This is a genomic window from Nonomuraea thailandensis, assembly GCF_024172165.1.
In the GTDB taxonomy this organism is placed as follows: Bacteria; Actinomycetota; Actinomycetes; order Streptosporangiales; family Streptosporangiaceae; genus Nonomuraea; species Nonomuraea thailandensis.
In genome coordinates, this window is the sequence record NZ_JAMZEB010000001.1 from 498,371 (window position 1) to 519,747 (window position 21,377).

Here is a 21,377-nt window from a genome sequence, read left to right on the forward strand (position 1 = left end):
GCTCAGCCAATCGCGCGGACGTCGGCGGAGAGCCGTCCCGGCCGGGTACGGCGCAGGTCCACGGCCACATTGACGCGTTTCAGCCACCGATCTCTGCCGTCGTAGCGGGGTGTAAAGGGACGTCGGCCGTGCACAACGTTGCGGTTGTCGATGAAGGCGACGTCGCCGGTGGCCAGGGCGACGTCATAGAGGTTGCCGTCGAGGTGCGCTACCGCGTGGGCCAGCGCCCGGGCGGCGGCGTCATCACCCGGCATGACCCGAGTAAAGTCTCGGTCGATGCGCAGCACGGGGGCGTCGATAGGGCCGTCGAGCACCGCCGCGCGGACCAGGCTGCCGTCCGGCGTACCGTCCGGCATCTTGTGCGAATCGTCCGGGGTGAACAGGAAGCGGGGCTCCATGAGAACGCGGACGACGTCCTCGGGAAGCGCACTCAGGTCGGCGTAGGAGACAGTGGTGGGCGTATGGTAGAGGCTGCGCAGGCAGAACAGCCCGACGTAGTCGGCCCGGTATGGGGAGAACGCGTCCTCGGTGTGCCAGGTGAGCTCCTTGTGGCTGCTGGAGCTGACCAGGCTGTTCTCCATGCCGGTAACGGGCAGGACGTCGGTGACGAGCCGGCCCTCCTGCTGGGTGGTCCAGCCGATCGCGTCGCCCAGCAGAGCCGCCTCGATCATGAGCAGCATGCCCGCCACCCTGCCTTCCTCGCCCGTAGCCTCCTGCCAGTGCCGGGGGGTGCCCCCGAGCGCCGCGTCGTCCACCGGGTTGCCGCGGATCAGGATGACGTGCGTGCCCTCGTCGAGCCGGGCGCGGTTGACCGACTGCCGCAGCCCGGCGGGAAGGTCATGGGCGATCAGGCCCACGTCGGCGAGGAAACGTGGGTCGTCCGCGGAGGGATAGTCCGCCGCGGCCTTGCGGGCCAGGATGTCGACCTGCCGGGCCTCATCCCGTGTCAGCGTGTAGCGGGGCGGGCACTTGGCTCTGAGATCAGCGCTTCCGGGCGGGACGTCTTGGGCGGACAGATCACACGAGGTCATTTCCGTTCCTTCTCGAATATTGCGCACCCGGGCCTTCGCGCAGATGCGGCCTGGCTGATAAGTCAGTCGGAAGCGAGCAGTGCGGACAGTTCCCGTCCGATCCGAGCTAGCGCGGCTGGGGCGGCCATGTCGAAGTGCGCGCAGGGCACACGGCTCTCGATCACGGCGCCGTCGACGTGGGGAAGCCAGCGGGCCGAGGACACCAGGGCACCTCTTTCCTCGGTCGCGACGAACAGGCGCACCTCGCCCGCGAACACCGGCGGCTCCGCCCGGCGCATCAGGTCCGTGGTCGCCCTGGCCGCGGCGGCCAGGTCATGGACCAGCCGTTCTGGCAGGTCCGACAGCACCAGCCCCTCGCGCTTTACCAGGCCGGCGATGCTCTGCTCGGCCTCCTGCGCAGCCAGCGGGGCGTCGCCGAACGCCGGGACGGCGTCCATCAGAGCGAGCAGCGCCACCTCCTCGCCCAGTTCCTGCAGACGGCAGGCGACGGCATGGGCGATGGCGCCGCCGAGGGACCAGCCGAGCAGGTGGTACGGTCCCTTCCGCTGCACCGACCTGATCCTGGTCACGTAGCCGTCCACCAACTCGCGAGGCGAGGCGGGCGCCGCGGCAACCCCGTCCAGCCCCGCGACCTGAAGGCCGTAGAGCGGGCGGGTGCCGCCGATATGGTTGAGCAGACCGGCGTAACACCAGGCCAGGCCAGTGATCGGATGCACGCAGAACAGCGGCTCAGGGCCGCCGTCGGCCGCGGCGCGCAGCGGCAGCAGCGCGCCGGTGGCGGGAACGCCGGCGCCGGGGTCCGCCACGGCGATGCCAGCCGGGGTGGGCGTCACGAACAGGTCCGCCAGGCTCGGCGCGTGGCCGAGCACCGCGCGGATCCGGGCGACCAGTCGGGTGGCCAGCAGCGAGTGCCCGCCCAGTTCGAAGAAGCTGTCATCGGCCCCCACCCGGGGCACACCCAGCACCTCGGCGAACAACCCGCACAGGATCTCCTCACGCGGCGAGCGCGGAGCGCGCCCCTCGGCCACGGCGACCGGTGCCGGTAGTGCCTTCTTGTCGAACTTGCCCGTGGCGGTGAGCGGAAGGTCCCCAAGGGTGACGAAGGCGGAGGGGATCATGTAGTCCGGCAGTCGCCCGCTTAGCGTCCGGCGGGCCGAGGCCGCATCGAACCTCGGCCCCACCACGTAACCCACCAGCCGATGATCACCCGGCGTGTCCTCCCTGACCACCACCACACATCGCTCCACCGCCGGCAGCTCCGCCAGCGCCGCCTCCACCTCCCCCAGTTCGATCCGGAACCCCCGCACCTTTACCTGATCATCGACCCGGCCCACGAAGTCCAGCACCCCGTCACGACGCCACCGCACCACATCACCGGTGCGATACATCCGAGACCCCGAACCCCACGGATCCGCCACGAACCGGCTCGCGGACAGCCCTGGACGGCCCACATATCCCCTCGCCAGCCCCGCCCCCGCCAGGTACAACTCGCCCACCACACCCGTGGCCACGAGCCGCAGATTGGCGTCCAGCACCTGACAGCGGACGCCGCCAATCGGTGCACCGATGGGGACGGACGACGTGGTGTCGCCGGTGATCTCGTACACCGTTGAGGTCACCGTCGCCTCGGTGAGGCCGTAGACGTTGATCAGCCGAGCGGTGGTCCCGAGGTCCTGCCATCTGGTGAGGTGTTCGAGCGAGACCCGTTCGCCGCCGATGAGGACGAAGCGCAGCGACGCGGGCAGAGACCTGCCGCTCGCCGACATCTCGTCCACCCAGGCGTGCCAGAGAGGGGTAGTCAGTTCTAGACCGGTGATGCCGTGCTCCTCGACGAGCCCGGCGAGCCGGGCGGGATCCGTCACGGAGGCGTCCTGCGGGAACACCACGCACGCACCGCTGACCAGAGCGGGCACGAGCTCTTCGAGGAGGACGTCGAAGGAGACGGCGGCCACCTGGAGGATGCGGTCCCACGCCGACAGCTCGCAGCGCCGCGCGATGTCGAGGGCGTAGCTGACGACCTCCTCGTGGACGAACATCGCGCCCTTGGGGCGGCCTGTGGAGCCGGAGGTGAAGAACAGGCAGGCCAGGCCGCCGGGCGGGACGGCCGCCAAGGGCTCCGCTCCCGTTTCCTCCTGGTCGGCGAGGCGGGCGAGGTCGTCGTGGGTGAGGACCCGGCTCACGCGCGCGTCCTGCGTCATCACCTCGATGCGAGCCTCCGGCGTGGCGGGATCGAGCAGCAGGAACGCCTTGCCCGCCTTGAGAATGCCTAGCATGGCCAGCGCCAGCAGTGGCGAGGAGGGGGCGAGCACGGCGACGACCTCTTCTGAGGTGGTCGTGAGCTCGCGCATCAGCACCCGCGCCAGTTCGTCGGAGCGTTCCCGCAGGGCGTGATACGTCAGCCGCACCCCTGGACCGCTGACGGCGACGGCGTCGGGAGTCGCCCGGGCTTGCCGGTCGAACAGCTCATGAACGGTCCGAGGCAGGTGTGCGGTGTGCATGTCGGCAGGCATGAGAGTGCTCACTCTCGAGTCAGCCGACCGCGGGGACGCGGCCGGTGTGGAGGGCGGCAAGGTAGTCGTGGCAGTCCGGCAGCGTGGCGGCCAGCCGGCGCGCCCGCCGGGGGATGTCGGCGAACACGGCGCGGGCGGCGTCGGCGTCGGCGAGGGCGAGCGCCGGCCGTGGGCGGGTGGACCAGCCGCCTAGACCGATGAGCATGACCCGCCAGGAGTAGGTGTCGAAGCCGTGGAAGTGCGGATAGACGCTGGACTCGTCGGGCAGCAGCGAGGCCCAGGTACGCATGCGCCCGGCCAGGCCGTCAGGCACGGCTCGCGTCTTGGCCGCCTTCCAGTACGGCGTGTCATCGCGGCCGGCGGCCAGGTAGTGCAGCACCAGGAACTCGCGCACGCCGTCGATGACCTCGGCGACGCGCCGGTTGTAGTCGTCGGCCAGCGCCTGGTCCCAGTGCGCGTCGGGGAAGTCGCGCACGAGTTGCTCGATGGCGTGCTGGATGAAGAAGATGCCGGTCGACTCGAGCGGCTCGACGAAACCGCTGGAGAGCCCGATCGCCACGCAGTTGCGCACCCACGAGCGCCGGTTGCGGCCGATCCGCATGCGGATGTGGTTGGCTTCCAGGTCCGGCGAGTCCGGGGCGGCGAAGGCGCGCAACGTGGCTTCCGCCTCCGCCGGGTCGCAGAACTCATCGGAGTACACGTAGCCGGTCCCGATGCGGCCGTACAGCGGAATGGTCCAGATCCAGCCGGCGGGGGCGGCGGTCGCGGTCGTGTACGGCTCGACGCCACGCAGCCCCATGTCCTCGGGAACGCGCAGGGCGACGGCCCGGTTGTTGGGCAGCACATCCTCGAAGGACTCGAACGGCTCGCCCAGCGTCTGGTTGATCAGCAGGCCGCGGAACCCGGTGCAGTCAATGAACAGGTCACCAGTGACGACCCCGTGCCGGGCGGTCACCAGGTGGTCGATCCAGCCTCGATCGTTCTGCTCGACGGACAGGACGTCGTCGAGCACATGGCGCACGCCGCGCTCGACGCCGAACGTGGTCAGGAAGCGGGCCAGCAGGGCCGCGTCGAAGTGGTAAGCGTAGGGGAACTGGGCACGGCCGTCCTCGGTGTACTCGCCGAGCAGCCGCCCGTCGAAGGAGCGCGGCGATCGCCGGGCCTCGCACAGCGCGGGGATGACCAGGCAGCGCTCGTCGAAACGGGAGACGTCGCCGTCGAGATACAGCCACCAGTCGGCGAGGTTGAACCCGGCCACATCCGGCAGCCGCTCGAACGGGTGGTAGAAGTGCTCACCTTTCGCCCGCCAGTCCTGGTACCGGATCGCCAGCTTGTAGCTGGCCGAGCAGTGCGGCATCCACTCATGCTCAGCCAGCCCGAGCCGGTCGAAGAAGTGCCGGATGGTGCTGAACGTGGCCTCCCCGACACCGATCGTGGGGACACGGTCGGACTCGACCACGGTGACGGCCACCCGGTCGCCGAACACCCTGTTGAGGTAGGTGGCGGCCATCCATCCCGCGGTCCCGCCGCCGACGATCACGATGTCGCGAATCACGATTCTCTCCTTGACGAAGTGTCAGTCGGGCCAGGACGCGTAACGGCGGCGGCCGTAGAGCAGCGGCGCGGTGGCGGCCGCGCGCCGGAACCGCGCCACGCGGCCGAGGACGATGACGTGGTCGCCGACGTCCGACCTGCCGACCAGGACGCAGTCGGCGATCATGTGCGCCGCCTCGACGAGGTGCGGGCCCCGCGCACCGTCCGGCGTGTCCCACGGCACGCGGTTGTAGCGGTCGGGGTTCCCGGAGCCGAACAATTCGGCGGTGGGCTGCGCCTGGGCATGCAGAAGGTTGAGCGCGAACTCCCTCGAGCCGACGACGGCGTCGAGGGTCGGGCTGCCAGCGCGCAGGCAAACCGCGACCGTGGGCGGAGTGAGTGTGACGCTGCACATCGAGGTGCAGGTCATGCCGCACGGCAGGTTGCGGCCGGCGAACGCCGTAACCACGGCGACCCCAGTGGGGAACTCGGCCATCAGCGGACGGATGTCCACAGGCGTGGACGTGGTCGCCGCGGTCATGTGTTCACCCGCTTGAGAGGCGATCGCACAGCCGGTCGCGAGGAGGCGTCCGGGTCACCGCGTTCGATCATCGCCAGCAGGGGCGCGGTGGCGGCGGTGCAGGCCAGGGCCATGACAACGAACGCGGTGTACACCGGACCGGTCAGGATCCCCGCCTCGTAACCGGCTTGCAAGACGATAAGCTCGGTCAACCCGCGGGTGTTGAGCAACACACCCAGCCGCAGCGCCACCCGGCGGCCGTGTCCTGCCAGCCTGCTGCCCACGTATCCGCCGGTCAGCTTGGCGGTGAAGGCCACGGCCGTGACCACGGCGACCAGCCACCACACCTGCGGTTGCGCACCGCCGGCGAACACGGACAGGCCCGTGGTCACGAAGAACGCCGGAAGCAGCCATCCGCCCGTCCGGCCGATGCCGTGAATCATGTGCGACCACGACGGCCCTTGCCGCGCCGGCAGCGCCAGCCCCACCAGGACGGCGCCCAGGATGTGCGTCATACCCCAGGCGGCGGTCAACTCGGCGGCGCCGATCGCCGCGACCCCGACGACAAGCGCGGCCCCAGCGAGCGAGCGGCGGCACAGGACGTCCAGTGGCCTACCGAGGATGCGGCGCAGAAGAACCGCGGCCGCCACGCCGGCCCCGGTCACGGTGATCGTGCCGGGCACGCCGGCCCCTCCGCCGGCCAGTCCGACCGCGAGAGCGAGCAGCGGCCAGGAAAGCACGTCGATGCAGATGGCGACAGCGAGGGCGAGGGGGCCGGCCGGGCCGGCCGGGCGGTCGTCCAGGATGCGGGCGAGTGCGGGCACCGCGGTGACCGCCAGGGCCACCGCGACCATCAGGACGAAAGCCGCGGAATGCGCCCCGCCGGGCGCTGCCACTCCCAGAGCCAGGAGGACGGCGGCCAGCGCCGCGCCGGCGGCGAGCGGTACGGCGTAGGCGCCCGCCACGATCCAGCCGATCGACCACACGGCGATGTTCCGAGACTCCGCACGCAGGTGCCAGGTAACCCGTACCAGGTACAACACCAGTCCGGCGTGCCCTACCGCGGCCAGGGCGGACAGGACCTCCGGCGCTAGCAGTTCCCGCGCCACCGGCCCGCCCGTGACCAGCAGGGCCGGGCCCGCCACCAGACCGGCCACGATCTCACCGATGACCGCCGGCTGCCGAAGCGCACGGGCGACGGCCCGCCCGCACCAGGCCGAGCCGAAGACGATGACCACGGCCGCGGCGAAGTACAGGAGCCCGTTCACGGCAGGCCGCCTTGCCACGACGGCTGGACGCCGGCGACCGAGGGCTCGTGGGCGACGACGGGCGGGCCGTCCGCGCGGGGCCAGGTGTCCTCAGCGGACAGCGCGCCGGGACGGTACTTTCCCAGGGCGCTGATCAGCAGGCGCAGCTCCAGCTCGATGCACCGCACCAGAGCGATCAGGCCGTCCTGCGCCGACTCGTCCACGGCGAGCAGCGCCGCCCGGCCGAGGCCGATCGCGCGGGCGCCCAGAGCCAGGCACTTGACCGCGCGGGCGCCCTCCCACATCCGTCCCGAGACCAGCAGGCAGGAGGGGCCGGGGTCTACGAGGGCCAGGCAGTCGGCCAGGGGCAGGCCCATGTGCCGCAGGAAGGCATCCGGGGCCCACCCGGTGCCGGCTTCCGCGCCTTCCACGGTGACGGCGTCCGCGCCTTCCGCCCACGCCAGGCGCGCGGCTTCGCCGACGTCACGGGTGGGCGGGAGCTTGACCCAGACGCGCGCCCGCGGGAAGTTGTTGCGCATGAGGCGGATCTGAGCGGCCAGGATCTCCTGTGTGAAGGTGCCCGGTGTGGAGCTGCGCAGCAGGTCGGCCGCGACCGCGTCAGGGTCCACGAGATACCGGTCGGCGAGGCGGGCTCCGTCCTCTCCGTTCACCATGATCATCCCGCCGAGCCCGGGCTTGGCGCCCTGGCCTAGCTTGAGCTCGAACCCGAGCCGTCCTGAGTCGAGGAGGCTCTGCGCGCCGGGGTCGCTGTAGATGCGGTTCCACAGTTCGGCGTCAGCGTCCTCGGTGCTTTGCTGCACCACGACGCCGCCCAGGCCCCGTTCCTCGGCATCCTGGTACGCCTTGACGCGGCGCATCAGCGAGCGGGCCCCATCGCTGGTCCGGTGGCCACGGTAGCCGTCTTTGGCTGCGATGTTCTCCCCGACCACCATCGGCACGCCGAGCTGGCCGGCCTGGCGCGCGACGGCGACGCCGAGCCCGGCGGCGGCATCGGTGGACCCGAACGCGGAGACGTAGAGCGGCAGCGCCGAGCGCAGCCCGCCGACGTCGCTGTCCAGCGTCACGTCGTGGTAGCTGGGCTCGCGCCCGAGCTCGATGAGCTTGCCGAGCCGTTCGGGCGTGAAGACGGGAGGAGCCAGGCGCAGGTGGTCAAGCCAGTCGCCGGAGCCGGAGCCTGGCGGCTGGCCGAAGACGGCGCTTCCGTAGTCCGGGGCGGGCGGGAACGCCGCGGCCGGCCCGCTCCTGGCCCGCAGGCGAACCTCCTGCTCGGGGAACCCTTCGGCACGCAGCGGGGTCATCAGGCGACCTGCCCGGGCAACTTCGGGAAGGCGCAGACCTGCCACACCTCGGCGGCGCCGGTGATGTACCGAACGAGCCGTTCCAGGCCGATGCCGAAGCCCGCGCTGGGACGGATGCTCTCACGCACCAGATCCAGATACCAGCCGTACTTGGCGGGGTTCTCCCCCGTTTCGCGCATGCGGGTGATGATCCGTCCGGCCTCGTACTCGCGTTCGGCGCCGCTGGCCAGCTCACCGTAGCCTTCGGAGGCGATGAGGTCGAAATTGCGCAGGACTCCGGGCTCACTACGGCTCTCCCGGTCGTAGAAGCCCCGCGAGCCCTTGGGGTAGCCGGTGATGAAGAAAGGCCGGGTGGCCTTGCCTGACAACACCCGCTCGCCTTCCCAGGCGATCTCGGCGGTCGCGTTCTGCGCGACGCCCAACTTTTGCAGCCCGGCCACCGCCTCCGCGTGGGACATGTGCCCGAAGGGCTGCGCGAGCAGTTCGGCGAAGGCGCCCGTGTCCCGGCCCAGCAGTTCCAACTCGGCGGACGCCTCTCGCATGACGACGGTCACCGCCTCGCGCACCAGTGACTGGGCCAGCTCCATGGCCTCTGCCCGGTCAGCGTCGGCGATCTCCACGTCGATCTGGTGGAACTCGACCAGATGGCGGCCGGTCGCGGCTGTCTCAGGCGGTTCCAGGCGTAGGTTGGGCGCGATGGAGAAGATTTTGTCGGACGCCAGCAGTGCTGCCTGCTTGTACAGGATCGCGCTGGTCATGATCTTGTAAGTGGCGCCGTAGTAGTCGACGTCGGCCTGCTTCGCTCCCCGCACGCCTGGATCGGTGACGGGGCCCACCAGGGGGACGGCCAGCTCCAGGAAGCCACGGGCGGTCAAGGTGGCGCGCACGCTCGTCAGCACGTGCTGCTGGACGCGCAGCATGGCCTTCGTGCGAGGCGAGGTCAGGTGGTTACGCGGAGAGCGGGGGCCGGGCGCGCCCCTGGCCGATTCGTTCATCGGTGAGTCCCATCGAGCATCGGAAGCGGAGCCGGGACGACGCCGGACGGGTCGGGATCGAACCGATCGCGGACATGGCGCAGGGCGGTCAGCAGCTCGGCGGCGGTCATGCCCGCTCTGCGGCCGTCCACGGGGGTGGGTATGGGCAGCGCGCCGGTGTCGGCCCAGGCGAGGTGGCCGTCGCCGTCGATCCGGCCCGCGGTGCGCCCTGCGTTGTCGGGATGCAGGCAGTAGGGCACGTCCAGGTACCCGTGGGCGAACGCCGACAGCAGGGCGGCGCCGATGTCGTCGTCCAGGGAGAGCACGGCCTCCACGAGCGCCGTCGCCTCGGCCAGCAGTCCGGTGTCCGGCACCGGCGAGGGGTGCCGGTCCGTCCTCTCGGCGCACGCGTCGGCGAGGCAGAGCGCCGCCGTGTTCTCCTCGATCGTGGGAATGCGGTACGCCTCGGCCACGGTCTTGATGATGAGGCGCCCGGCGCCGCCCCGCACCGCCAGCTGCGCCGCCTCGGCGAGCAGCGCGTTCGCGCCGGTGGAGGTGCGGGGGTACAGCCCCATGTAGGCGTAGACGACGACGTGCCAGGCGATCCCCGGCAGGAACTTGGCCGCCAGTGTCCGCAGCGCCGCCAGCGCCTCGAGGTCCTGCCCGGGATCCACCTGCTGGGCGTAGCTGAGTGAGAGGCAGCGAAGGCCCTGCTGAGCGAAAAACATGGCCTCCAGCACGCTCACCGCGATCAGAAGACCTGGCGGGCACAGCTGCCCAAGCAGGCAGCCTCCGAAGGTTTCCAAGTGCGGCTCCGCGTTTTGCCCGCGGAGCCGGCCCAGTAGTTCGCAGGCGCGCTTCCAACTGTCCACCGACACCTTCAGCGGGGTGCGGCCGTAGGGAAGACAGTAGGAGACCGGCCCGCCTTCCGAGGCTTCGAGACCCAGGTCGACGAGCCTGTCGAAGATGCGTTCCGGCGTAGGTGAACCATGCCGGACTTGGACGGGGAATCCCTGATCCGAGAGGCCGGCCAGCACCGCATGGGTGGTCGCCCGCGGGTGGAGCAGGATCGGGTAGCCGTTCAGCTTGCCGCCTTCGCCGAGCATCCGGCGGCCCGCCTCCTCCTCTCCCAGCCTGGTGTAGCTGTCGAGGGTGATCGTCCCGACGGTCAGGGCGGGCACGTCGCGGGTGGACAGGAGTCCCGCCCGCATGCGCTCCGGGCTGGAGAAACCCATCCGGGGCTGGACGACGAGCCGTCCGGCGGCCTGGGCGTCGGCCACGAACCGGCCGAGCCCCGAGCGCGGCGCGGCCATCATGCGCATGCCCGTGCGGGCACTGAGGCGACGAAGCGGGTGAAGCGCCGTACATCCTCGTCCTGGTCACCGAAGACTGCGGTGAACCCGGCGGCGGTGAGACCGTCCGCCTCCACCTGGCCTGCGGGAGGCGTTCCGGCCGTGCCGGCGATGTCCAGCTTCCCGCCGATGACTATCGGGACCACCTCCATGGCGGGCAGCCGCCGGAGCAGGCGGACCACCCGGGCACCGTCCACCCTGCCGTGCCCGTTCACGCTGCTGAGCACGATCAGGTCGGGCGTGACGCGCAGGCATTCGGCGACGATCATGCGGTCGGACGGGCACGGCCCGAGATTCACCACGCCACATCCCTGCTCGGCGAGCAGGAGCTGCAGGAAGATCAGGTTCCAGGTGTGGGAGTCGGATGAGGTGCCTGCCAGGACCACGGTGAGCCGCGGGGACTCCGGTGCCTCAATGCCGTGCATGTCACGCCTCCAGCCTGATCATCACGAAAGACGATCTGAACGCTATGGGGCGCGGACCCAGCCGATCGGCACTTGGACCGGTGATCACGAGGCAGTTGCGACGGCCGGACCGGCGTCTTGCGCCGATCCACTGTCACGTCGTCCGGGCTCCCGCCTGCCGCGCGGGGGTTGCGAGCTCGGCACTCGGTCCTCGGGAGAAGCGCAGGTGACGATCACGCGCCGCGGCCATGTCGACCAGATCGGCGTTGTCGGAGTTGTCGGCGAGCGCCCGGCAGGTGTCCCTGACCGGCGCCAGCAAGCGGTAGCGGTACTCTTCGCCGCGTACGACCTGCACCAGCGAATGATCGATGAGCTCGGTCAGCGTGCCCGCGACCCGCTCGGCCGACAGCGGCGCGAACCCCGCGACCCGCTCAGCCGCCTCCAGGTCGAAGCCGCCGGTGAACACGGCGAGCCTGTACAGCAGCAGCCGCGCATCGTCCCCCAGCAGATCGAGGCTCCACTGGACGGTGGAGGCGAGCGTGCGCTGGTGAGGCAGCCCCTGCCTGCCCGGCCTGGTGAGCACGCCGAGCCACCCGTCGATGCGATGCAGTAGCACGGTGGGCGAGATCGAGCGTAACCGCCCGGTGGCCAGCTCGATTCCCAGCGGCAGACCCTCCAGGCGACGGCACAGCTCGGCCACCACGCCGAGATTGTCCGACAGGTCCACAGTCGGGACGTGCTGCTTGGCTCGGCGAAGATAAAGCTCGACCGCCGGGAACCCGGACGGGTCACCAGCGTCGGGCGGCGGCACCGGCAGTGGCTCCAGGTCCCAGATCGTCTCGTCGGGCATTCCCACCGGACGCCTGGTGGTGATAAGAATGTGGGGCGCAGGGGTGACCCGCCGCAGGTGGTCCATCAGCCGTGCGACCGTGGCGGTCACGTGCTCGGCGTTGTCGAGGACGATCAGCATCGCCCGGTCGTGGACGGCGCGGATCAGCGATTCCAGCGCCCCCGCGGCGCGGACGGGCACGTCGAGCAGCGCGCACAGCGTGTCGGCCATGACCTCCAGGCGCTCCTCACCGCGGTCGCCGACCTGCTCGGGAGCCAGCAGCCCGAGTTCGGCCACCGCTACGCCGTCCCGGTAATGTCCGGCCAGCCGGTCGGCCACCGCCAGCGCCATCGCGGTCTTGCCCACTCCCCCGGGACCGGTGATCGTCACTATCCGCCGATCGGTGACGAACTGAGTGAGCTGTTTCAGGTCCTCCTCACGACCCACCAACCCATCCAGCGCAGGAGGCGGGCCGCGCCAGATGCCGGACTCGATGCCGCCGACGGGTCGTCGCGAGCTGACGATGCGTCCGATCACCTCCTGGTAGGCGTTGCGCAACGTCGGCGAGGGGTCTACACCGAACTCGTCGGCGAGCCTGCGGCGGATCCCCTCATAGACGGAGACCGCCTCGCTCTGCGCGCCCGTCTCCGCCATGGCGAGCATGAGGTGGGCGTGCAGCGGCTCGTTCAGCGGTTCGTCGGCGGCCACGGCTCGCAGGCGGGGGACCGTCTCGTGCATGGCGTCACACCGCCGGGCCGCCGCGACGGCGGCGACCGCCGCGCTCGCCCGTTCCTGATTGACCGCCCGGACCCAGGGGTGCTCCTGCCTGGAGGACCCCAGGCATGCGCCGCGCCACAGATCCAAGGCCTCCAGCAGCAGGAGCAGTGTGTCCTGACCGGCGTGTGCGCGGCCGGCCCTCTCGACGAGGGCGCGGAACCGCAGCAGGTCAAGCTCCTCCTCGCCGAGGCGCGCCGCGTAGAAGCCACTGCCGACGGTGCGAATCCGCCCCTTTCTGGCTCCGCTGGCCCGCTCCGGTTCGAAGACGTCGCGCAGTCGTCGTACGTACGTCTGAATGACGTTAACCGTAGAGACGGGACCTTCGTCCCCCCAGACGAAATCGGTGATCTCATCGAGTGAGACCGACTTTCCTGCGCGTAGGAGCAGCGCCGCAAGAACGCTCTGCTGTTTGAGCGGACCTATATCCACACTCACGTCGTCCCGCCAGGCACGCAAAGGGCCAAGAATCTGGAGTTGCACGCCGACCTACCCCCGCGAGATTGGCATATCCTGAGCACTGCGATCGCAAGTTCTCTGCGAATTAAGGAGTCAGACGAATTCGGCGAAACCGGCGGATCAATAAGCTCTTTCATCCTGACGGCGCTGGTCACGATGGGTGTGCGCAGAGCGGTGGCGGGCGACAGGAGACTCCCGGTAAGACAGCAGTCGACCAAGATCCGATGCCCAACCGGGAGCCTCGTTGCTGTCTTACCCTGCTGCGATTTCGCTGTCCAACCACACCTTGATCCGCCTGGCCGAGCTCATCCGCATCCAGCGGGCCGAACGCCGCTCCCGGTGGCGGAGCAAGGCCAGCCACCTGTGCAAGGCCATCGCCGTCCTACAGAACTACGAGGGCGCCAGAGGATGAAAAGGGTTCAATGGTTCCTTAATCGCGATTTCCCGCAAGGTGTTGCCAGCCTCATGGTGGCCCTTCATGCCGTATCACCTCGTACCCAATAAGAGAATGTAGCGAGAAGCGGTATGTGGACGTCATAGGCAGATCGCCGGGGAACCTCACCACCAGGCCACCCAGAGCCAAAGCGTTCTCACGTGGTGAGACCGAGTAGCTGAAGGCCGTGTGTTGGATGGCTGCGGTAGTGGTGGGTGGCGGCGGCGATGTTGGTTGAACTGATCAGGCCGAAGGCCAGGTTGCGCAGGCTGGCCATGGTCCGGGGTGCAACTCTGGTGCGGACGCGGGAGGCGTCTTAGCGGAAGGTAACCTCGCGGAGGTGATGCAGGGCCCTCGATGCTCCAGTGGCCTCACGCGATAAGCATAACGAGCTGGGCGTGCGTGACCCGGCCTGGCGGCAGGCCGGTGACGACGTAGACGGTGACGATGGTGGTCTTGCCGGTGTGGTGGTCGGCGTGATGGTCGGTGCGCCGGCGTTTGACCTGGATGGATTGGGCGGCGTGGGGAAGGGCATGTGCAGCCTGACTGGACAGATCTTCATGCGGCGGATCTCGCGGCGGCCCGTGCCGCTCTCGTCTGTGCGGTCATTCAGGATGGTCTCTCCGGTCACGCATGAGACAGGCATCGAACCGGTCCAATTCTGTGTCAGATACTGCGATTTGGAGTTATAGGCGGTCAGGTTCGCGCCAGCCGCGGCGGATGTGGTCAGGGACGCCAACGAGGCGGGGAATCCACCTGCGAAAGCGAGGAGTTTCCACGGGGTCATCGTCACCCTTGATTTCGCCAGCAAGCCCACTGGCACCAAGATGAAAGGCATTCCAGCATAGTCGACAGATTGCATGCTTGGATGTATTCATGTCACATCCTAGCGAACACCGCCAAGTTAAAAAAAGCGTGACATCTGCCACTCTTCGCATTTTTCTGGCCAAACTTGTACCGCTTCAAACTCATACACATGGTCTGAGCTGGCGTTTCTTCGGATTAGTTAGGCTGCTTGGCGGTACTCGTTGATCGCCCCGCTGAGCACCTTCGCTGTCTGCACTCACAGTAGAAGGCGGTTCCCGGATCGAACCCAAGTTGATTAATGAAGGTAGCAAGAGGCCTGCTCAGGCAGAGTCCCGGTCCGCCGGGAGCCGTGCCTGGGCCTTGCGCAGAGTCTCGTCGCAGGAGTTTGGGTTGTCATGTGGGTCCCAGACCGCGTTTTCGCGTCGAAGCCTCGCCCCAACGACGATGGTCCTGCTGGCGCGAGGAACGTTGCGGGGTCCGCTCGGCCAGGGAATTGCAGCGGTCGTCACGTTCGCTGTCGAGCTTCACTTCACGCCAGCGGAGCCGCCCCGGGGAGCGGCAGTCGCTCGTGGTCAAGTTCAGCCCGGTTTGGTGAGCCTCCTCGCGGCCTCACACGGACATGAATCTGAGCTTACTGCAAGCATCAGAACTCCCCACACCAACAGCCGTGCACCCGGCATAGCGTGCAGCCAGGCTTCTTAGGAGGGCAGGTACCCATGTCGCCGACCACTGTGTTCGGCCGGATCGGCCAGTCCGCGTTCCGCTCGCTGATATTGTCGGCCGCCAACAATCGGCGCATCCAAGCGATGGCTGACCGGCATGGTCTCGAAGCGGGCGCTGACCGTTTCGTAGCCGGCGAGACGCTGGTGGACGCCATGCGGGTCATCGAGCGGCTTCGCGATGACGGCATGCGCACGTATGTGATCGCGCTTGGTGAGGCGATTCATAGCCGCCAGGGTGCTGCGGCTGCGGCCGACCTCTACGAACAGCTCATCCCGGACGTCGCCGCTCGAGGGCCTGGCACCACGTTCTCGATCAAACTGACACATCTAGGCATCGAACTCGATCGGGATCTCGCCCTCGGTCACGCGCGCCGGATCATCTCTCGTGCCGCCGAGCACGCCGCATTCGTGCGGCTGGACATGGAACACTCCGCTGTCGTCGACGACACCTTGGCGATCTACCGTGCGCTGCGCAGCGACGGCTTGGACAACACCGGCATCGTGTTGCAGGCATACCTGCACCGCTCACTGGATGACCTGATTGGCCTGCTGCCGCTGGAGCCTAACGTGCGCGTGGTCAAGGGGGCCTACCTGGAACCGCCCGGCGTGGCCCTGCAGCGCAAGTCCCACGTCGACGTCGCCTACAACCAGTTGGCCAGAACCGCGCTGAGCCACGCGAAGTTCACAGCGGTGGCCACCCACGACGCACAGGCCATCCGTGCTGCCGCGGCCGTCGCGCAGCGGACCGGGGCAGACTTCGAGTTCCAGATGCTCTACGGCGTGCGCTACGCGCTTGCTCAGCAGATGGTCGCTCGGGGGCACGCTGTCCGCATCTGCGTGCCCTTCGGCAAGGACTGGTTTGTCTACTTCACTCGCCGCCTGGCTGAGCGGCCCTCCAATGTGCTCTTCCTGGCCCGCAACCTCGGAAGGCGATGACCATGGTGTATCTGAACTTCGGCACCGCGACTCAGGCGGCCCGCTACAGGCTTGACCGGCTGCGCCAGAGCCTGCCCGAGGGGACGGTCGCCATCGCCGGTTCGGCGGCGAATGTGCGCTGGTTGACTGCGCTGGCGGGGGTCGCGCACGTCTACTACGGCCGTGGCGCCCTATTTGCCGTCGCCGGCACCGCCGGCGACTGCCACGTCGTTGCGCCAGCTTCCGAACTCGGCTGGATCTGCGAGGTCTACGACACCACTCTCGTCCATTCCCACGGCACCTTCGTCTACAGGGGCGACGACAGGCGACTGGGTCGACATGGGGCCCTGGCGCGCCAGGGCGGAACAACACCCGTTCAGGCGATCCTTCAGGCGATGGCTGAGCTGCCGGACACACGTCGGATCGTCCACGACGGCTACCTGCCAGCGGAGGTGGTGCGGGCCTTGCGGGAAGCTCGCCCGGACCTCGACATCGACGACGACCCCTCGCCCTTCTACCGGGCACGGCAGGTGAAAGATCCTTACGAACTTGACCGCCTCAGGCACGCCAACCTCGCCTGTGAAGCGGGCATCACGATCGCGCTGGCACAAGCCCACCCAGGCATGACGGAGCGTGAGATGCTGCGCGTGGTCCGACGGACCATGGTGGACTTCGACGCCCACCCCCTGCTGAGCGCCCTCGGATTTTCCGAACGAGGGGCGCTGGTCGATATGCCGGTCTCCGATCGCGCGCTGTGTCCAGGCGACATCATCCGCTTCGACATCGGCTGCTCCGTCGAGGGTTACCACGCCGACATGTCTCGCACAGCTGTCTTCGGACCGCTGAACCCCGAGCTGAAAGACTTGCACGACGCCCTGGTGGCCGCGGAAAAGGCGGCGATCGAACGGGCGCGTGCAGGCGCCATCGCCCATGAGGTCTTCCAGGCGGCCGTTGACACGGCACGGCAGGCCGGCGTGCACGACTACGACCGCACCCACTGCGGACATGGCATCGGCTTGGAGATTTACGAACCGCCATCGGTGAGCCGGGAGGACGACTATCTGCTGGAAGCAGGCATGACCTTGTGCATCGAGACGCCGTACTACCTGCTCGGCCGGGCAGGGCTGCAGATAGAGGACGCCATCGTCGTGACCACTTCCGGCTCGCGACGCCTCGGTGACCTGCCCCAGGAACTGCTGGTCGCGGGATGAACGACATATTGGCATCGACGCTCGACATCCAAGCCCTGCGCGCGGACACCCCGGCCACCACGGCGCTCCTGCACGCCAACAACGCCGGGGCGTCGTTGCAGCCGCAGCCGGTCACCGACACGGTTCTGAACTACCTAGCGCTGGAACAACAGCGTGGCGGCTACGAAGCGGCCATCGCACGCCATGCAGAACGCGAGGCCGTCTACGCTGATCTCGCCCGGCTGATCGGAGCCCAGTCACGCCAGATCGCCATCACTGACAGCGCGACCCGTGCGTGGAACCTCGCCTTCGCCTCCGTGCCGTTCCGGCCCGGCGACCGCATCCTGACGTCCATGGCGGAGTACGCCAGCAACTACCTCGCCTTCCTCCACTTGCAGGAACGACTGCCAGTCACAGTCACACCCGTGCCCAGCGACGAGACCGGCCAACTGTCTGTACGCGCGCTGGCCGACCTGCTCGATGATCGGGTCCGGCTGGTCGCCGTCACCCACATCCCCACCAACGGCGGGTTGGTCAACCCGGCTGCGGCCATCGGCGAACTGGTCGCCGACAGTCAGGCCCTCTTTCTGCTGGACGCCTGCCAATCGGTGGGACAGATGCCGGTCGACGTCGGCGAGATCCAAGCCGACCTGCTCACCACGACGGGACGGAAATATCTGCGAGGACCACGCGGAACGGGTTTCCTGTATGTGAGCGACACGGCGCTCGATGTGCTCCGGCCGCCCATCGCGGACCTGTTCGGCGCCCGTTGGACTGAGCGCGACAGCTATACTCTGCGCCGCGACGCCCGGCGGTTCGAACTGTATGAGTCCAACATCGCCGCCACACTCGGTCTAGGTGCAGCCGCCCGCTACGCCGCAGCGGTTGGCCCGTCTGCCTCCTGGGCGCGCATACGCGCCCTCGCAGAGCGGCTGCGCGAGGGCCTGGCGGCCGAGCCGGGCATCACCCTCACCGATCAGGGCCACGTCAAGGGCGGAATCGTGACGTTCACGGTACGCGGCTGGGAGCCACCACAGCTAGTGGAACGGCTGCGCGCCCGCGATATCAACATCTGGCACTCCTCCATCGAGTCGACCAGGCTCGACATGGAAAAACGCGGACTGCGTTCCGTCGTGCGCGCTTCGGTGCACTATTTCAACACCGAGCAGGAGATAGACCGGCTGGTCGAGGCCATCGGCTCGGCTCGATGACCGCGCTGCTCGGCGATCCGCGCCTGCGCTATCCGCTGGCGGCGCTCAACATCGACGCAGTACGCGACAACGTGACCGCGATGGACGACTACTTGCGCTTGCGCTCAGCGAAGATCGCCCCGCACGCCAAGACGACCCTGCTGTCTGAGGTTCTCACCCTTCAGACTCGAATGGCCTCAACCTGGGGGCTGACCGTCGCAGACACCATGCAGGCAAGGCTGGCCCAACAGGCCGGAGCCCAGCGCATCCTGATCGCCAACCAGCTCGTCGAGGCTGACGACATCGCCTGGGCAGCCCGTGCGGCCCGCACCGGCCTCACCGTGATCTCCCTCGTGGATACACCCGAAGGAGTGCGTCTGCTCGACGCCGCTCTGACTGCGCACAACCGTCCCTTCGCCGCTGTCCGGCATCCCGTCCTGCTCGAGGTTGGTTATCGCGGAGGTCGCGGCGGCATTCGCAGCGCTGCGGACGCCGACGCGGTCGCCGAGGCGGTGACCTGCTCGCAGCATCTCGAACTGCGCGGAGTGTCCGGCTACGAAGGGCTGCTCGGCGGCTTGGGTGACTCCGCCGACCTGAGGCGCGTGGACACTTACCTGCATCACGTCGTCGAGATCGCGTGCCGGCTCGTCGACCGGGGAGCCGTCACCGCGCCACAACCGATCTTGTCCGCCGGCGGTTCGGCCTACTTCGACCGCGTCATCGACATCTGCCAAGGCCCGGTCAGCCGCCTCGGCGGACTGCTTCTGCTGCGCAGCGGCTGCTACGCCGTTCACGACCACGGCATGTACGCGCGAAGCTACCCTCGAGGCCGATCGGCGGACGGGCCGGCCCTGCGGCCAGCGGCCACCCTCTGGGCCCGCATCCAGTCCCGGCCTGAGCCCACCTGCGCTATCGCCGCCGCAGGCCGGCGGCATCTCCCCTACGATGCAGGATTGCCCACCCCCTTGAGCATCCGCTTTCGCGATGGCGTGCCCGCTCCACTGGTTGGCGCCGCCGCACGTGCTGTTAGTGATCAGCACCTGCACCTAGAGCTTGCCGTCGAGACGGATCTGGCCGTCGGCGACGTCCTGCCGCTGGGCATCTCCCACCCTTGCGGACTGTTCGACCGTTGGCGCTCGATCAGCATCGTCGACGATCATGGTCAGCTGATCGGAACTGGCCGACCCGCGTTCTGAGGATGCAGGTCGCCTAACAATGGCCTTAAGAGATCCGCAAGCCGCAGGTCGCCGCCGAACGCGACACTGTTGTCATGAGCACGGCTGAGCAGATCACGACCACCAGAGGCTGGCTGGTCATCGGAGCGCCCATGGAAGGCTCTGGTACCCGGCGCGGCGAGATCGGCGCACCCGACTCCTTCCGCCAGGCCGGACTTGTCGCCGCGCTGGCCGCTGTCGACTTCGGTGATTTGCCCGTCGTCATCACCGACAGCCGCCGCGACCCGGCGGTGGGCATCATCGGCTTCGATCAGATCGTCGCCGGCACCGCGCTCATCGCCGATACCGTCAGTTCCGCGTTGATGACCGGCTGGCGTCCCTTCCTGCTCGGCGGATGCTGCTCGATCCTGCCAGGAGCCCTGGTCGGGCTGCGTCGGCACAGCGGGCCGGCCAAACTCGTTTTCGTCGACGGCCACCTCGACCTGTTCACCCCTGGTGACACCCGCACGGGCGAACTGGCCGGCATGGCCTTGTCAGTAGTCACCGGCTATGCCGCCGAAGCCGCGAACGCCTTGGTCGGATCTTCACCTCTGGTCGAACCAGGCGACGTCCTGGCTATCGGTGATGCCGACGGCGCACGGCGCCGGACCGCGAAGGCCGCCGAGGCGGCCACCGCCATCCCAGACGCGCGGATCCTGGACGCGGCCGCCGTTCACACGATGGGTGCCCGAGCCACGGCCGAGCGTGCGGCGGCACTCATCGACGGCGAAGGCATGCCCTTTTGGCTGCACCTGGACGTCGATGTGCTCGACGGAACCGTGATGCCCGCACTCAGCTTCCCGGCCAGCACGGGAATCGGCTATCTGGAGGCGGAGGTGCTGCTCAAGACGCTGGCCTCCAGCCCGCTTCTGGCCGGCGTCTCGGTCGCAGGATTCAACACCCGGCAAGACCCTCGCGGAGAGCATGCGCGCCGGGTGACTAAAATGCTGACAACAGCCTTCGCCTGAGGGGGTTTCGCATCGGCGACAGGCCCGCGCGGCAGTTTCAGTCCCGGCTCAATCTGCGCCGGCTTGCGCTGCTGTTCGAAATAGGGCGGCACGAGACACTGACCGCCGCGGCCGACGCGCTGAAATACTCCCCGTCCGCCGTCAGCCAGCAGCTGAAGGTGCTGGAGCAGGAAGTCGGTCTCGCCCTCGTTGAACGCAGTGGACGGCAGGTCCGGCTCACGGCGGCGGGTCAGCTCCTGGCCGCGCATGCCGAACAGATGATCGCCCGACTGCTGGTGGCGGAGGAGGATGTGCGCGCCATCGGCCAGCTCGGGCACGGCAGGCTGCGAATGGCGACCTTCCGCAGCGCAGGCGAATCGCTGCTCATCGACGCCATTACCTACTTCCGCGGACATTACCCGGCCATCCAGATCAGCGTCGTTGAAGGCGAGCCGGAAGAGTACATGGCCTCTCTGCGACGCCACGAGCTCGACCTGGCGCTCACCTATGATTACGACGGACTGGACGGGCAACTCGACGAAGGCCTGGTACGCGAAGTCATCTGCTCCGAACCCATCCTTGTCGCCGTGCCCTCCGGTCGCCACTACGAACGCCAGCCCCTGCGGCTGGCGGACCTGGCGCAGGAGAAGTGGATTGCCTCCACACCTACCAACGCGGTTCACCGCTTCACCGAACGGGCCTGCGCGCAGGCAGGCTTCACCCCGCGGGTCGTCATGCACACCGACGACTACCACATCGCCCAAGAACTGGTCGCCCGCGGCATGGGCGTGACCTTTCTGCCGGAGATGTCGGCCCGCAGCCACCATCGCGGCGTCGACGTTCATCGCCTGAGTGACGTCACCCTCAGCCGCCGCATTCACGCGACCTACCGCACCGGCGGCGACCGCGTTGCTGTCGTCGCCGCGATCCGCGATGTCCTGATCGCCCTTGGAGCCCCATGAGCGATCGTCACGCGCCCATCCGGGCGACGTCTGGACGGGGGAGGC

The 21,377-nt window shown here is 68.6% G+C and carries 17 protein-coding genes and 1 pseudogene; 8 read left to right on the forward strand and 10 right to left on the reverse strand.

Annotated features, from left to right (window positions below; genetic code table 11):
- Positions 1-2 precede the first annotated feature (2 nt).
- The 10 genes from gntD to HD597_RS02370 form a co-directional block, all read right to left on the reverse strand.
- Positions 3-1,031 (reverse strand): guanitoxin biosynthesis L-enduracididine beta-hydroxylase GntD, encoded by a 1,029-nt coding sequence (gntD, locus tag HD597_RS02320; RefSeq protein WP_253740022.1) that lies wholly within the window; start codon positions 1,029-1,031, stop codon positions 3-5.
- A 62-nt stretch (positions 1,032-1,093) separates the two neighbouring features.
- Positions 1,094-3,541, reverse strand: a complete 2,448-nt coding sequence (locus HD597_RS64165; RefSeq protein WP_276082663.1) for an amino acid adenylation domain-containing protein — start codon at positions 3,539-3,541, stop codon at positions 1,094-1,096.
- Between the two features lie 19 nt (positions 3,542-3,560).
- Positions 3,561-5,096, reverse strand: a complete 1,536-nt coding sequence (locus HD597_RS02335) for a tryptophan halogenase family protein (protein WP_253740024.1) — start codon at positions 5,094-5,096, stop codon at positions 3,561-3,563.
- Between the two features lie 21 nt (positions 5,097-5,117).
- Positions 5,118-5,615 (reverse strand): flavin reductase family protein, encoded by a 498-nt coding sequence (locus HD597_RS02340; RefSeq protein ID WP_253740026.1) that lies wholly within the window; start codon positions 5,613-5,615, stop codon positions 5,118-5,120.
- On the reverse strand, positions 5,612-6,862 hold the full coding sequence (locus HD597_RS02345) for a cation:proton antiporter (RefSeq protein ID WP_253740028.1): 1,251 nt from the start codon (positions 6,860-6,862) through the stop codon (positions 5,612-5,614). Before HD597_RS02345 ends, HD597_RS02340 begins: the two co-directional genes overlap by 4 nt.
- On the reverse strand, positions 6,859-8,160 hold the full coding sequence (locus tag HD597_RS02350) for a glutamate synthase-related protein (RefSeq protein ID WP_253740029.1): 1,302 nt from the start codon (positions 8,158-8,160) through the stop codon (positions 6,859-6,861). The genes HD597_RS02345 and HD597_RS02350 overlap by 4 nt, the downstream gene beginning before the upstream one ends.
- Positions 8,160-9,155, reverse strand: coding sequence for an asparagine synthetase A (locus HD597_RS02355; RefSeq protein ID WP_276082664.1), 996 nt, complete (start codon positions 9,153-9,155; stop codon positions 8,160-8,162). The genes HD597_RS02350 and HD597_RS02355 overlap by 1 nt, the downstream gene beginning before the upstream one ends.
- Positions 9,152-10,456 (reverse strand): methylaspartate mutase, encoded by a 1,305-nt coding sequence (locus HD597_RS02360; RefSeq protein ID WP_253740031.1) that lies wholly within the window; start codon positions 10,454-10,456, stop codon positions 9,152-9,154. Before HD597_RS02360 ends, HD597_RS02355 begins: the two co-directional genes overlap by 4 nt.
- Positions 10,447-10,911: a cobalamin B12-binding domain-containing protein gene (locus HD597_RS02365; RefSeq protein ID WP_253740032.1), complete on the reverse strand. Its 465-nt coding sequence runs from the start codon at positions 10,909-10,911 to the stop codon at positions 10,447-10,449. The genes HD597_RS02360 and HD597_RS02365 overlap by 10 nt, the downstream gene beginning before the upstream one ends.
- 133 nt (positions 10,912-11,044) lie before the next feature.
- Positions 11,045-12,925: an AfsR/SARP family transcriptional regulator gene (locus tag HD597_RS02370; protein WP_253740033.1), complete on the reverse strand. Its 1,881-nt coding sequence runs from the start codon at positions 12,923-12,925 to the stop codon at positions 11,045-11,047.
- Between the two features lie 271 nt (positions 12,926-13,196).
- On the opposite strand from HD597_RS02370, the pseudogene HD597_RS02375 reads away from it, so the two are divergent.
- The 8 genes and pseudogenes from HD597_RS02375 to HD597_RS02410 all read left to right on the forward strand — a co-directional run.
- Positions 13,197-13,337: pseudogene (locus HD597_RS02375) on the forward strand (IS5/IS1182 family transposase); the annotation flags it as partial.
- Between the two features lie 446 nt (positions 13,338-13,783).
- A complete protein-coding gene (locus HD597_RS02380) occupies positions 13,784-14,077 on the forward strand; it encodes a hypothetical protein (protein WP_253740034.1) in 294 nt (97 codons plus the stop codon).
- An 831-nt stretch (positions 14,078-14,908) separates the two neighbouring features.
- Positions 14,909-15,850 carry a proline dehydrogenase family protein gene (locus HD597_RS02385; protein ID WP_253740035.1) on the forward strand — a complete coding sequence of 314 codons (942 nt, stop codon included), beginning with the start codon at positions 14,909-14,911 and terminating at the stop codon, positions 15,848-15,850.
- 2 nt (positions 15,851-15,852) lie between these two features.
- Positions 15,853-17,040, forward strand: a complete 1,188-nt coding sequence (locus HD597_RS02390) for a M24 family metallopeptidase (protein WP_253740036.1) — start codon at positions 15,853-15,855, stop codon at positions 17,038-17,040.
- Entirely contained in the window at positions 17,037-18,230 is a 1,194-nt protein-coding gene (locus HD597_RS02395; protein WP_253740037.1) for an aminotransferase class V-fold PLP-dependent enzyme, read from the forward strand. The genes HD597_RS02390 and HD597_RS02395 overlap by 4 nt, the downstream gene beginning before the upstream one ends.
- Positions 18,227-19,405: a type III PLP-dependent enzyme domain-containing protein gene (locus tag HD597_RS02400; RefSeq protein ID WP_253740038.1), complete on the forward strand. Its 1,179-nt coding sequence runs from the start codon at positions 18,227-18,229 to the stop codon at positions 19,403-19,405. Before HD597_RS02395 ends, HD597_RS02400 begins: the two co-directional genes overlap by 4 nt.
- A 74-nt stretch (positions 19,406-19,479) precedes the next feature.
- Positions 19,480-20,391 (forward strand): arginase family protein, encoded by a 912-nt coding sequence (locus HD597_RS02405; RefSeq protein WP_253740039.1) that lies wholly within the window; start codon positions 19,480-19,482, stop codon positions 20,389-20,391.
- 53 nt (positions 20,392-20,444) lie between these two features.
- Positions 20,445-21,332 carry a LysR family transcriptional regulator gene (locus HD597_RS02410; protein WP_276082763.1) on the forward strand — a complete coding sequence of 296 codons (888 nt, stop codon included), beginning with the start codon at positions 20,445-20,447 and terminating at the stop codon, positions 21,330-21,332.
- The last annotated feature ends 45 nt before the right edge of the window (positions 21,333-21,377 follow it).

Bases quoted from the DNA above. Each gene is read 5' to 3' on its own strand.
- HD597_RS02350 (WP_253740029.1), bottom strand. From the start codon at position 8,160: ATGACCCCGCTGCGTGCCGAAGGGTTCCCCGAGCAGGAGGTTCGCCTG.
- HD597_RS02360 (WP_253740031.1), bottom strand. From the start codon at position 10,456: ATGCGCATGATGGCCGCGCCGCGCTCGGGGCTCGGCCGGTTCGTGGCC.
- gntD (WP_253740022.1), bottom strand. From the start codon at position 1,031: ATGACCTCGTGTGATCTGTCCGCCCAAGACGTCCCGCCCGGAAGCGCT.
- HD597_RS02340 (WP_253740026.1), bottom strand. From the start codon at position 5,615: ATGACCGCGGCGACCACGTCCACGCCTGTGGACATCCGTCCGCTGATG.
- HD597_RS02395 (WP_253740037.1), top strand. From the start codon at position 17,037: ATGAACGACATATTGGCATCGACGCTCGACATCCAAGCCCTGCGCGCG.
- HD597_RS02385 (WP_253740035.1), top strand. From the start codon at position 14,909: ATGTCGCCGACCACTGTGTTCGGCCGGATCGGCCAGTCCGCGTTCCGC.
- HD597_RS02405 (WP_253740039.1), top strand. From the start codon at position 19,480: ATGAGCACGGCTGAGCAGATCACGACCACCAGAGGCTGGCTGGTCATC.
- HD597_RS64165 (WP_276082663.1), bottom strand. From the start codon at position 3,541: ATGCCTGCCGACATGCACACCGCACACCTGCCTCGGACCGTTCATGAG.
- HD597_RS02355 (WP_276082664.1), bottom strand. From the start codon at position 9,155: ATGAACGAATCGGCCAGGGGCGCGCCCGGCCCCCGCTCTCCGCGTAAC.
- HD597_RS02400 (WP_253740038.1), top strand. From the start codon at position 18,227: ATGACCGCGCTGCTCGGCGATCCGCGCCTGCGCTATCCGCTGGCGGCG.
- HD597_RS02365 (WP_253740032.1), bottom strand. From the start codon at position 10,911: ATGCACGGCATTGAGGCACCGGAGTCCCCGCGGCTCACCGTGGTCCTG.
- HD597_RS02390 (WP_253740036.1), top strand. From the start codon at position 15,853: ATGGTGTATCTGAACTTCGGCACCGCGACTCAGGCGGCCCGCTACAGG.